This window comes from Mycolicibacterium sphagni, assembly GCF_002250655.1.
In the GTDB taxonomy this organism is placed as follows: domain Bacteria; phylum Actinomycetota; class Actinomycetes; order Mycobacteriales; family Mycobacteriaceae; genus Mycobacterium; species Mycobacterium sphagni.
Window position 1 is genome coordinate 104427 of the sequence record NZ_NOZR01000001.1, and the last position, 11220, is coordinate 115646.

The following is an 11220-nucleotide window of genomic DNA, read 5'->3' on the forward strand; positions in this document are numbered from 1 at the left end:
ACCCGCCCTGGCGGGTATGGAAATTGTCATGTCGTTCGATGATGGCCCACATCCAGCGGATGCACCCGCGCGCATCGCCGACATAACCCGGCGTATCTACGAACGCAGAAGTCTCGAGGGCGGCGTGATCGTCGAACTGGTGGAACACGCAGTGGCGGAGCTGCCGGGCGTGGACTACGCGAATGTGACCGTGACGTCGGCCGCCTACGACATCGAGACCCCGTCGGCCACGCATCCGTGGGCCATCCGCATGGACGACATCCAGCGCCGTCATCGCGAAGGCCCCTGCCTGTCATCGGCGTGGCATCAGCGTGTCGTCGAGGTCAACGACCTCGAAAACGACACGCGCTGGCCGAAGTTCCGCGCCGAAGCACTCGAGAGCACGCCGGTGCGCAGCATCATGGGCTTTCAGCTGTTCCTGACCGGAAAGTCGAAGGGTGCGCTGAACGTGTTCGCCGAACGCCCCCACGCCTTCGACGACCGGACCCGTGAACTGGGGTCGCTGGTGGCCGCCCACTCGGCGTTGTTGTGGGATGCGGCGCGGCGCGAGGCACAGTTCCACGAGGCGCTGGCCAGCCGCGACATCATCGGACAGGCCAAGGGCATGATCATGGAGCGCTACAGCATGAATGCCGAGCGGGCTTTCGAGATGCTGCGGCAGCTCTCGCACGACGCAAACGTCCCGCTGGCCGAGGTGGCGGCGAAAATTGTCGATGCGGCACAGTCGAGCCCGCGCTGAGAAGGTGTGAAACCCGCTGCCAGCGGCTATTTCAGAGAGCGTGTCCCGAGTAGATTTCGACCACGTGGTCGTCGTGGTTCCCGCCCACAACGAGGTGTGTGCCTTGCCCGACTGCCTGACCGCGCTCCTCGCGGCAGCTGCGCGGGTCGACTTGCCGGTGACTGTGATCGTGGTGCTGGATGCCTGCGATGACGGAAGTAGCGCCCTAGCTGATCGATTCGGGCCGACCGTGCATTTCCTGCCGATCGAGGCGCACAACGTGGGCAAAGCCCGGGCCGCGGGATTCTCGTACGCGCGGGCACGGTTCGGGGACGGGCTCACCTGGTATGCGACCACCGATGCCGACTCCCGGGTCGATGCGAACTGGCTGCTGCGTCAGCTCACGGCTCAGGCCGACATGGTGCTCGGCGTCGTCCGCATAAACAACTGGCGAGACATCCCCGCCGCCGCCGCCCGGCGCTACCTTCGCGCCTACCACGCCAAGATTCACCGGGATCGCGGTGGCCATGAGCACATCCATGGAGCCAATATGGGATTCGCCGCGGACGCGTACTGGCACGTGGGTGGGTTCACCGAGCAGGCCACCGGCGAAGACGTCGACCTGGTGCGCCGATTCGAAGCGGCCGGATACCGGATCCGCCGCGACACCAGGCTCTCAGTGGTCACGTCGGCCCGCCAGATCGGCCGCGCCCCAGCCGGATTCGCCGCTCACCTGCGCGGTGCGCTGGCGAGGCCGGCCAGGGACTCGGCATGATCACCACGGTCGGCCGGTGGCTGGATGCTGGTGAACTGGATCTGCCGCTGCCCGGCTCGGGCCGAACTTTGTCGCGCTGGTCGGCACTTGCCGACCTGTGTGAGTCCGATGTGGTGGCCGGCCGGCTCGCCGAGGCACACACCGACGCGGTTGCCATCCTGGCCGAGCTTTCCGGGCCACCGGCACGGCCCGGCCGGTTGTGGGGGGTCTGGGCGGCGGAGGCACCGGATGCCACGGTCCGGGCCCATGAGGACGGCCGCGGGGTGTCGTTGAGCGGGACCAAGGCGTGGTGTTCCGGTGCCGGGCTCTGCTCGGACGCGCTGGTGACTGCCACCACCTCGGCCGGCAGCCGCGGACTGTTCGCCGTAGACCTCTGTGGCCCCGGAGTGCAACCGCTGCAGAGCAATTGGCGCAACGCAGGGATGGCGGGCTCGGACACCCGGTCAGTGCGGTTCAGCGACGCGCCCGCCATTCCGGTCGGCGGGCCGGGCGATTATCTGAGCCGGCCAGGCTTCTGGCACGGTGCGGCCGGGGTCGCCGCCTGCTGGCTGGGGGCCGCCCGCGCCGTGGCTGCTCCGCTCTACCGTGCGGTGGCCGACAAACACGCCGGCGATCCGCACGCCGCGGCTCATCTCGGAGCGGTCGACGCCGCACTCGCCGGGGCGCAGGCCCTGCTTGCCCGCACCGCCGAACACGTCGATACCGCACCGAGCGATGATGCGGAGGTCGCGGCCCGGCGGCTGCGGGCAGTGGTGGAAAGGGCGGTCGAGGAAGTCATCGGTCGCACTGCCCGCGCACTCGGCCCCACACCTCTGGCGCTCGATGCCGCCCATGCCCGCCACGTCGCCGATCTGACCATGTACGTCAGGCAGAGTCACGCCGAGAAGGACCTTGCCGCACTGGGTGCCCTGGTGGCCCGATGAGACCCGATGAGGCCAGCAACGCCCTCCGGCTGGCCGATGCGCCAATCGCCGACGGCGGCACACCGGCCGAAGAATGGCTCCCGTGGCGGGACTCCCTTCCCCCGCTGCGACTCGAGGACTGCCCCGGCTTGGTCGTGGTGGCAGCGCATCCCGACGACGAGACACTCGGATTCGGCGGCGCCACGGTCATGGCTGCGGCACGCGGTGTCGACGTGCACACAGTTGTCGCGAGCGACGGCGGCGCGGCATGGCCGGATCTGGCACCCTGGGAGCAGAAGCGTCTCGAACAAGCCAGACGCCACGAATCACGCTGCGCGGCAGCCCTGCTGGGCCTGCATCGGCCGACATTCCTGGGACTTCCCGACGGTGGCTTGGCTGATCAAGAAGCCAGGCTGGCCGATTCCCTGAGCGACCTCCTTCACGAGCGGCCGGCCGGCACCTGGTGCGCGGCGACCTGGCGCGGCGACGGTCATCCAGACCACGAGGCCGTCGGCCGCGCTGCGGCTGTGGCCGCGTCCCGCACCGGCGCGGTCCTGTTGGAGTATCCGGTCTGGATGTGGCACTGGGCCAAGCCCGACGACCCGAATATTCCGGGGCATCGTGCTGCTCGAGTCGTGACGGATTCTGTTGCGGCGGAACGCAAGCAACGAGCCGTGGAGTTGTTCCAGAGTCAGCTCGAACCCGGTGGCGCCGGTCGCGATCCGATACTGCCACCTCATGTCGTGACACGGCTGCTTCACGTGGGCGAGGTGGTGTTCCGGTGACGCGGGACTTGCCCGACGGCTATTTCGACGCTCTCTACGAGGCGTCGGCCGACCCGTGGCAGCTCGAGTCGCGCTGGTACGAGCGTCGCAAGTACGCGCTCACGGTGGCAGTGCTCCCCGACGAGCGGTACCGCCATGCGTTCGAGCCGGGATGCTCCATCGGGGTGCTCACCGAACAATTGAGCGCGCGCTGCGATCACGTGACAGCCGTCGATATCGCCGAGACAGCATTGGAACAGGCCGACGCCCGGCTACGCCGCAGTGGGCGGCGCGAGGCCGTCACCCTGCTGCATCAATCGCTCGATACACCTTGGCCAGCAGGCGATTTCGATCTGGTCGTGATTTCGGAAGTCGCATACTATTTCGACGCCGCGGCACTGCGGGCGATACTGGACCGCGAGGTTCCGCGCCTGCCGTCGAACGCCACCGTGATCGCCGCGCACTGGCGGCATCCGGTGGACGACTATCCGCTCTCCGGCGATGCCGCCAACGCGATCATCGGCGCCAACCCCGGACTGCATCGCATCGGCGGGTACCACGACGAGGACGTCGCCATCGAGGTATTCGACACCGGCTCAGCCCAATCGGTCGCAGCCCGTACAAGCGTGCCCGGGGCCGAAGGCTAGAACGCGGGAACCACGCTCAGTGGTCGCGGAGTTCCGTGATCAGCTTCTCTTTGGTGAGCTGGAATACCCCGACAACGAGTTAGCTTCCTCACGAAGGTCCCGATACATCTTTTCGTTCTTGATCGACGCGTTCGGCATGGTGAACACCTTCTGTCCAGGCGGATTGCGTCTCGACAGAATTCCCACGCCCGAAATCGGCAAACATGCAACAGGCCCGGCACCCCCCTTGAGGGTGCCGGGCCCGTAACGTCGAAACGTTAGCTCTGCTCAGCCTTTTCGCGCGCCTCGTTCGCCTTTGCGGCGGCCCGAGCGCTCTCGGCCTCGGCTTCCTTCTGAGCGGCCTCCCGCTGAGAATCAGCCTTGTCCTGCTGGGCCTGGCCCTCACGCTGGAGGTCGTCCCGGCCGGTGACGGCGCCGATGACTTCCTTGGCCTTGCCCTTGACGCCTTCGACGATGCCCTTGACGGCTTCTTCCGGTCCGCTGTTGTGTTCGCCCATGTCCGTTTTTCCTCTCGGTGTGGCGTCACGCCCGTTGGACGTGAAGGGAAACTCCCTATCTGCCTGCTGTGGTCTTCCCGTCGACGGGCGGACGCAAACGGTCTCACCCGCCCGTGGCGCGGGAAACCCGTGTGGCATCGCGCACACTAAGCGTCTAGCTGCACGTCTTGTGGCGACGTGCGTCAGCCCAACCCGATTCGAGGCAATGGCGGAAGGCCGGGGATGTGGGGTGGCGGCGGCAGACCAGGAATCAGCGGGGCTCTCGTCGTCGTGGTGTCCCACTCGGTGGTGGTAGTCGGCGTCGTGGTGGTGGTAGTCGGCGTCGTCGTCGTGGTGGTCGGCGTCGTCGTGGTGGTCGGTGTTGTCGTGATCGTCGTTTCCACGGTGACAACGGTGGTCTGCGGTGCCGGCGCCTGCTCGGTGACGGTACTGACGGGCGCTCTGGTCATCGTCACGGTCTCGGTCGGCGCGGGCGCGGGCGCCGCCGGCGCTTGCGGTGGTGGCGGCGCAACGCTCGGCACGGAATTGACCGCGGTGACCGGAGCCGGGTTCACCGTTGGAGTGCTGGGTGTATCTGGGGTGCTGGCACCGGTGAGGGTGTACGCGAACCCGCCGACCGCGACCGCGGCGATGGCGGCGGCCCCGCCGAGCAGCAACGGAACGCTGCGAGTCAGGCCCGATCCGCGCCGCTTGGGCGGGTCGTCCCCCAGGACGCAGAGGTCGTCGTCGCTGTCGCCGTAGTCGTCGTAGCCCCGGTAGTCGTAGTCGCTGTAGCTGTAGGACTGGCCTTGCGAGACTGGTTCGTCCGGAGTTTCGTCAGCCGACCACGCCAGCGCGGCGGCCATCGTCGCCGACTGCGGACCGACGTCGGCGATCAATGGCGCCGGCGCCAGCCCGGTCGGCGCGTCGGCCGCCAGCTGGCGGGCTGCGGCCAAGCTCGCCCCGAGCGCCGCATCGAGTTGCGGATGCGCCGAGACTGTGACCGGGAGTCCCAGATCCGAGAGTTGTTGGACCACAATCGGTGTCGACGCTTCATCTCCAATGGCGGTGACGGCGCTGATATCGGTGCGGGAAATCCTGGCCCGGTCCAGCACGCCGTCGAGAGCTGCGCCGGAGAACTCCGTCAACCGCTCGGTCTCGCCGATCTGGCGGTAGTCGGCGCCGGCATCGGCCAGCGTGACGGTGGCATCAGTAGGCCGGACGTCGCACACGACGATCACGCCGCGGCCCGGCAGCCCGGGATCACGCTGTAGCGAGCGCAACGCGGCGGTGGCATCGGAAACGAGGACCGGTGGCGGCGTGCCTGCCATCCCGGGCAGGCTCCAGATCGCATCGCGCAAGGCGTCGCGGCGGCCGGGGCCCCAGTGCGCCGGAACCGCGATGCCGGCCACGGCCGCGAGCCCGCATCCGTCGGCATCGGCCAGCGCGGACAAGGCGAGGGCAAGCAGCTGCTCGGCGCGGTAGGCGATGCCGTCGTCCCCCACCAAGGGCGCCGGGTCGCCGACCCGTTCGACGAAACCGGTCCACACCTGGTCACCGAGGGCCAACTCGGGGGGACAGATGACCGCCGCCGACCCGGCGCGCGCGGCGACCAGGCTCGTCGTGCCCACGGAGATTCCCAGTGGTTCGGTCATTTAGCCATGATCACCACGGCTCACCGCCGATGTCACCCAGGCGCGCCGAATCGGCGCAAGGCCATAACCGAACTGTGACGCTATGACTTAACTGTGGCTTTGCTTGGTGCTCATTGAGTTTGCCCGTGCCGATCCAGGTAGGCGCAGATCACATCGACCAGTGCCGACAGTTCCCGGCTGGTGTCCAGCGGGCCGGCCATGACCAGCTGCGAGATCACCAGGCCGCGCATGGTGGCCCAGATCAAGTCACCGACCGCCGCGGCGTGCGGACTGTCCAGCCCCTCGGCGATATCGCGACTCAAATCGGTGATGGCTCTTTGCAATTCGACGAGGTGTCGGGTTGCCCGCTTGTCGCGCATCGCCCGGGTGCCGATGAGGATCTCCAACGACGCCCGCGACGTCGGGCTGGAGAACACGTCCCACGCGGCGTGCACCACCAATTCGACTCGCTTGCGGAGGGTTTGCGCAACCGACGAGGGCGGCAGATTGCGCAGCGAATCGAGCAGCTCGGTGAAGCCGCGGTCGACGACGGCCATCAGCAGGCCGTCGCGATCACCGAAGTGATACTGCACCACGCCCCAGGTGACGCCGGCGCGTTCGGCGATGTGCTTGGCGCTGGCGGCGGCGTACCCCTCGTCAATCACGCAGCGCACCGTCTCGTCGAGAACGGCGTCGCGAGTGCGGTCGGCGCGCTGTTGGCTGCCGCCCGGTGGTCGCCGCGGCGCGATGCTGGGCGTCACCACATCACCGTGTTGCCGTGCGCTGCAGGTAAGTCCTTGACCGACAACAGGCCCGGCGGTGCGGCGCACACCGCATCGATGGCGTTGACGGCGCGGGCCGCAGTGGAGATGACCCCGCCGTCGTTGTGGTCGACGCCACCCAGGCCGAGGTGGGTGTTGATCTCCACTCCGGGATTGCCGTGCACCACAACCCGGTGCACTCCGAGCCGCCCGTCGGGCGGATACGGCCAGTCCGGCGCGGTGACCGGCGTGAGCCGGTTGACGTGCTCCATGGTGATCACCGGGTGCCCGTCGCGGATTCCCTCCACCGCGAACCGGACAGCGGCCACATGGCCGGGCGGCACGCTCATCATCGTGCAGTCGATCTGCTCGGGTGTCACCCAGTTCTCGTGCCGCTCGCGCACCTCGTCGAGGCTGACGCCGAGTATCTCGGCCAGCGAGCGCACCTGCCCACCCCACAGCGAGGTCAGCACACCCGGGGCGAACATGATCGGGGTGTGATCCGGTGTGGTGCCGAAACCGAAGCTGACGCCGGTGAACTCGGCATCGTCGTAGCTGCCGTAGTCGCAGATCTCTGAGACCGTGATCGCGGTGGCCCGCCCGGCCAACGTCAGCGCGGTGTAGACGAGGCTGTCACCGGAGTAGCCCGGGTCGACGCCGTTGATGTAGAGCGAGGTGCCGCCCTCGGCGCAGGCCGCGGCCAGCGGCTCACGAATCCAGGCGTCAGCCTGGTGCGGGGCGACCAGCCACACCATCGAGGTGCCGACAACGTTGGTGCCCGCGCGCAGGAATCGGCAGATCTCCTCGATCGCCTGCTGCGGGCGCATTTCGGCCTGCGAGGTGTAGACCACGCAGTCGGCACCCAGGTCCACCAGAGCGTCGATGTCGTTGGTGGCGATGACCCCGGTAGGCTCGGACAGGCCGCAGACCCCGGCGGCGTCACGGCCCACCTTGTCGGCGCCGTGGGCGTGCAGTCCAACTAGCTGCAGGCCGGGCCGCTCGATGATCATCGGCAGAGCGTGCTTTCCGACATTGCCGGTGGCGAACTGGATGACGCGCTTCACAGCAGATCCGTGATGGTCTTGAGGCCTGCCTCGTACAGCACGCCGGGCATCATTCCGCCGTCGATCTCGATCGTAGTGCCGTTGATGAAATCGGCTGTCCCACTGGACAAGAACACCACCGCGCGGCCGACTTCGGCCGGCTCTCCGGCGCGGTTCATGGGTACGGCGTGGAAGTACTTCTCGCCCGTCGGGTCGTCCTTGGGGAGCACAAAGGATTTGAAATTGTCGGTCATCGTCGGACCGAGCGCCAGACAGTTCACCCGAACTTTCGGCCCCCACTCCTCGGCCAGCGAACGGGTCAGATGGTTCAGGCCGGATTTGGCCGCACCGTAAGACACCAGCGTCGGCGAACCGGCGGGATGCCCTGCGCCACTGGAGATGTTGACGATCGAGCCGATGCCGTCCTGCTCCCGCATCTGCCGAAAAACCCGAATGGCGAACCACATCGGGCTGATCAGGTTCATCTGAATGGCGAAGGCGTGGAACAACACCGTGCGTTCGTAGTCGTCGGCGGAATTCGGTGCGCCCTGGATGCGCGAGACGAGCTCCGGAATGTCCTCGACGTGCGGTGCGGGCACCGTCCCGCCGGCATTGTTCACCAGGATGTCGATGCGGCCGTAGTCCGCGACCACGGCGTCGACGAACGTGTCGATTGCCCGGTAGTCCCCCTGATCGCAGACCCGCTGCGAGGACCGGGCCAGCCACTCCGGGTGGTCAGCCACTCCCGGTATGGCATCCAGCGGCCCGCGCGAGCAGCCGATGACCGTGGCCCCGGCGCGCAGCAATTCGTGTGCGATACCGAGGCCGACGCCTCGGCTGGTGCCGGTGACGACGGCGACCTTGCCGTCCAAGGGTGTTGACACTGTGAGCTACCTCTCCAGAGACTCTCATTAAGTGCTCAATATGATTACATGCTTAATGTTATTGGGCAATGACACGAAGGGCGGCGGCATGGGTCTGCGCGGAGAAGCCGCGATCGTCGGCTACACCGAACTCCCCTCCACCAAACGGCCGACCGGGCCGTTGGAGTTCACCCTCGAGCAGTGGGCCCGGCTGGCAGCGGCCGCGTTGGACGACGCCGGCTTGTCGGCCTCCGACGTCGATGGCATCTGTACCACTCATCTGCAGGAGTCGCAGATCTTCGTGCCGTCGACCGTCATCGAATACCTGGGCATCAAGGCTAATTTCGCGGAGAAGGTCGACCTCGGCGGGGCGAGCGCGGCGGCGATGGTGTGGCGCGCCGCGGCGGCCATCGAGCTGGGGTTGTGCAACGCCGTGCTGTGCGTGATCCCGGCAACGGCCATGACCCCGACCAGTGAGCACAAACCGCTGGATATGACGGAGATGATGTACTTCGGGGCGTCGAGCAACCGGTACGGCTCGCCGCAGGCCGAATTCGAGATTCCCTACGGCAATCTCGGACAGAACGGGCCCTACGGCCAGGTCGCGACCCTCTACGGCGCCACCTACGGCTACGACGAACGCACGATGGCCAAAATCAGCGTCGACCAGCGGGTCAATGCCAACCACACGCCAGGGGCGATCTTCCACGACACCCCGATCACCGTCGACGACGTCGTGAACAGCCCCGTCATCGCCGCACCGCTGCACATGTTGGAGATCGTGATGCCGGTCATGGGGGGCTCGGCGGTCGTCGTAGCCAACGCCGACCTGGCCCGCCGCGGCGCCAACCGGCCGGTATGGATCAAGGGATTCGGCGAGCGGGTGCCCTACAAGACCCCCACCTACGCCCACGAGCTTCTGCAGACACCGATGATCAAGGCTGCCGGGTCCGCGTTTGCGATGGCCGGGCTGACACCGGCCGAGATGGACATGGTGTCGATCTACGACTGCTACACGATCACCGTGCTGCTCAGCCTCGAAGACGCGGGCTTCTGCGAGAAGGGTAAGGGCCTGCAGTTCATCGCCGAGCACGACCTCACGTTCCGCGGCGACTTCCCGATGAACACCGCCGGCGGCCAGCTGGGCTACGGGCAGGCCGGTACCGCCGGCGGTATGCACCACATCTGTGATGCCACCCGCCAGATCATGGGCCGCTCGGGTGCCACCCAGGTCCCCGACTGCAACCGCGCCTTCGTCTCCGGCAACGGCGGCATCCTGAGTGAACAGACCACCCTCGTGCTGGAAGGTGATTAGTCATGGGCGATTTCGTCAAGCCGATGCCGATCCCGACGCCGACCACCCAACCGTTCTGGGATGCACTGGCCGAACACAAGATCCGTATTCAATACTCGCCGTCGTCGCAGAGCTACGTGTTCTATCCCCGCGTCCTGGCGCCCGGCACGCTGGCCGACGACCTGGAGTGGCGGGAGATCTCGGGGGCAGCCTCGCTCTATACCTACACCGTGGCGTACCGGCCGGTGGCCCCGCATTTCGCCGGGGATGTGCCGCAGCTGCTCGCGGTCGTGCAGTGGGACGAGGGCCCTCGGTTCTCCACCGAGATCGTGAACGCCGAGCCGGCCGATCTTCACGTCGGCATGCGGCTGCGGCCGGTGCTCTTCGACTACCCCGCCGACAACGTGACGATGCTGCGCTACGAGCCCGCGTGACCTAGCCGACTCTGGAGTCGACGTCGTTTTGGCGGGCTGCGTGGAAGTTCTCGAAACGCAAGCACACCGTGGTGCCCAGCGCAGAGGTGTCAATGGTGAGGTCATCGGACAACGCCCGCATCAGCGGGATCCCCCGACCGCGGCTGCGACTGCATGTGGCTGGGGTCGGTTCACGCCAGCTGCCCTGGTCGGTGACGGTGATCGTGAGGGTGCCGCCGACGCGGACGGCTTCGACATCAATGGTGCCGGAAATGCCGCTCTGCAGGTAGGCAAACTCGGCGGTATTGGCTAGCGCTTCGTTGACCGCAAGGACGACGTCGCTGAACCGAACCTTGTCGAGATCCCCACGCGTGCGCAGCCAGGTCGCGAACTCATCGCGGATCCTGGCTGCGTTGTGCGCATCAGCGACGACATTGTTACGAATGAAGCGGTCGCCGTCGGCTGGGCTACAGGGGTAACTCGGTGTCGTCATGGCGAATCCCGTATACCCAACTTCCCCGAATTACTCACCCGAGCGCCGCGCGTGCCTCTTCCAATGTCTCGTATAGACCGACGATGTCGGCCAAACCGACCAATTTGAGCGGTCGGCTAGTCGCGGGCCCGCTGGCCACGACACCGAAGCCCGTCTCTGCGGGAGCCTTGTCCCGGGCTGCGACCAGCACACCCATTCCCGCCGAAGCGAGGAAGTCGACGCCGGAGAGGTCGACGATGATGGCGGCCGGGTCCTTTTTCAGAGAGGTGGCGATGCTGGTCTCCAGTTGCGGTGACGTCAGCATGTCAACCACTCCGGATGCGGAGATGACGACAGTACGCCCGAACCACTCCTCGTCGATCACGCAACCTGTGTTGGCAGCGGTAGTCGTACCGGTGGTGGCAGTGGCTTGCTCGTCCAAAATTCACCTCACTAGC

Annotated in this window: 14 protein-coding genes; 7 read left to right on the top strand and 7 right to left on the bottom strand. The window is 67.0% G+C overall.

Going from position 1 to position 11220, the window contains the following annotated elements:
• Positions 1-28 precede the first annotated feature (28 nt).
• The 5 genes from CG716_RS00520 to CG716_RS00540 are packed head-to-tail and all read left to right on the top strand — an operon-like array spanning position 29 to position 3806.
• Complete coding sequence (locus CG716_RS00520; protein WP_207760543.1) at positions 29-739, top strand: GAF and ANTAR domain-containing protein; 711 nt, start codon at positions 29-31, stop codon at positions 737-739.
• 40 nt (positions 740-779) lie between these two features.
• Positions 780-1493 (top strand): glycosyltransferase family 2 protein, encoded by a 714-nt coding sequence (locus tag CG716_RS00525; protein WP_234817647.1) that lies wholly within the window; start codon positions 780-782, stop codon positions 1491-1493.
• Positions 1490-2416 carry an acyl-CoA dehydrogenase family protein gene (locus tag CG716_RS00530; protein ID WP_094475425.1) on the top strand — a complete coding sequence of 309 codons (927 nt, stop codon included), beginning with the start codon at positions 1490-1492 and terminating at the stop codon, positions 2414-2416. Before CG716_RS00525 ends, CG716_RS00530 begins: the two co-directional genes overlap by 4 nt.
• A complete protein-coding gene (locus CG716_RS00535; protein ID WP_094475426.1) occupies positions 2413-3180 on the top strand; it encodes a PIG-L deacetylase family protein in 768 nt (255 codons plus the stop codon). Before CG716_RS00530 ends, CG716_RS00535 begins: the two co-directional genes overlap by 4 nt.
• Positions 3177-3806 carry a class I SAM-dependent DNA methyltransferase gene (locus tag CG716_RS00540; RefSeq protein ID WP_094475427.1) on the top strand — a complete coding sequence of 210 codons (630 nt, stop codon included), beginning with the start codon at positions 3177-3179 and terminating at the stop codon, positions 3804-3806. The genes CG716_RS00535 and CG716_RS00540 overlap by 4 nt, the downstream gene beginning before the upstream one ends.
• A 257-nt stretch (positions 3807-4063) precedes the next feature.
• On the opposite strand, the gene mbp1 is transcribed toward CG716_RS00540, so the two are convergent.
• The 5 genes from mbp1 to CG716_RS00565 form a co-directional block, all read right to left on the bottom strand.
• Positions 4064-4303 carry a microaggregate-binding protein 1 gene (gene mbp1, locus CG716_RS00545; protein WP_094475428.1) on the bottom strand — a complete coding sequence of 80 codons (240 nt, stop codon included), beginning with the start codon at positions 4301-4303 and terminating at the stop codon, positions 4064-4066.
• Positions 4304-4485: 182 nt separating this feature from the next.
• Positions 4486-5937: a hypothetical protein gene (locus CG716_RS29810; protein WP_094475429.1), complete on the bottom strand. Its 1452-nt coding sequence runs from the start codon at positions 5935-5937 to the stop codon at positions 4486-4488.
• Between the two features lie 110 nt (positions 5938-6047).
• Positions 6048-6680: a TetR/AcrR family transcriptional regulator gene (locus tag CG716_RS00555; protein ID WP_207760544.1), complete on the bottom strand. Its 633-nt coding sequence runs from the start codon at positions 6678-6680 to the stop codon at positions 6048-6050.
• Positions 6674-7741, bottom strand: a complete 1068-nt coding sequence (locus CG716_RS00560) for an NAD(P)H-dependent amine dehydrogenase family protein (RefSeq protein WP_094475430.1) — start codon at positions 7739-7741, stop codon at positions 6674-6676. Before CG716_RS00560 ends, CG716_RS00555 begins: the two co-directional genes overlap by 7 nt.
• Positions 7738-8604, bottom strand: a complete 867-nt coding sequence (locus tag CG716_RS00565) for an SDR family NAD(P)-dependent oxidoreductase (RefSeq protein WP_094475431.1) — start codon at positions 8602-8604, stop codon at positions 7738-7740. The genes CG716_RS00560 and CG716_RS00565 overlap by 4 nt, the downstream gene beginning before the upstream one ends.
• A gap of 88 nt (positions 8605-8692) precedes the next feature.
• Between CG716_RS00565 and CG716_RS00570 the strand changes: the two genes are divergently transcribed.
• Positions 8693-9898 carry a thiolase family protein gene (locus tag CG716_RS00570; RefSeq protein WP_094475920.1) on the top strand — a complete coding sequence of 402 codons (1206 nt, stop codon included), beginning with the start codon at positions 8693-8695 and terminating at the stop codon, positions 9896-9898.
• A 2-nt stretch (positions 9899-9900) separates the two neighbouring features.
• Positions 9901-10311 (top strand): Zn-ribbon domain-containing OB-fold protein, encoded by a 411-nt coding sequence (locus CG716_RS00575; protein WP_094475432.1) that lies wholly within the window; start codon positions 9901-9903, stop codon positions 10309-10311.
• A 1-nt stretch (position 10312) separates the two neighbouring features.
• Here CG716_RS00575 and CG716_RS00580 read toward each other — a convergent pair whose 3' ends face one another.
• Both CG716_RS00580 and CG716_RS00585 read right to left on the bottom strand, forming a co-directional pair.
• The gene (locus CG716_RS00580) at positions 10313-10783 is read right to left on the bottom strand and encodes an ATP-binding protein (protein WP_094475433.1); all 471 of its coding nucleotides are present in this window, start codon (positions 10781-10783) and stop codon (positions 10313-10315) included.
• A gap of 34 nt (positions 10784-10817) precedes the next feature.
• Complete coding sequence (locus CG716_RS00585; RefSeq protein WP_094475434.1) at positions 10818-11204, bottom strand: STAS domain-containing protein; 387 nt, start codon at positions 11202-11204, stop codon at positions 10818-10820.
• Positions 11205-11220 lie beyond the last annotated feature (16 nt).

What these genes read in the sequence shown, in the direction of transcription:
- CG716_RS00520 (WP_207760543.1), top strand. Translation starts at nt 29, where the DNA reads ATGTCGTTCGATGATGGCCCACATCCAGCGGATGCACCCGCGCGCATC.
- CG716_RS00530 (WP_094475425.1), top strand. Translation starts at nt 1,490, where the DNA reads ATGATCACCACGGTCGGCCGGTGGCTGGATGCTGGTGAACTGGATCTG.
- CG716_RS00535 (WP_094475426.1), top strand. Translation starts at nt 2,413, where the DNA reads ATGAGACCCGATGAGGCCAGCAACGCCCTCCGGCTGGCCGATGCGCCA.
- mbp1 (WP_094475428.1), bottom strand. Translation starts at nt 4,303, where the DNA reads ATGGGCGAACACAACAGCGGACCGGAAGAAGCCGTCAAGGGCATCGTC.
- CG716_RS29810 (WP_094475429.1), bottom strand. Translation starts at nt 5,937, where the DNA reads ATGACCGAACCACTGGGAATCTCCGTGGGCACGACGAGCCTGGTCGCC.
- CG716_RS00570 (WP_094475920.1), top strand. Translation starts at nt 8,693, where the DNA reads ATGGGTCTGCGCGGAGAAGCCGCGATCGTCGGCTACACCGAACTCCCC.
- CG716_RS00575 (WP_094475432.1), top strand. Translation starts at nt 9,901, where the DNA reads ATGGGCGATTTCGTCAAGCCGATGCCGATCCCGACGCCGACCACCCAA.
- CG716_RS00580 (WP_094475433.1), bottom strand. Translation starts at nt 10,783, where the DNA reads ATGACGACACCGAGTTACCCCTGTAGCCCAGCCGACGGCGACCGCTTC.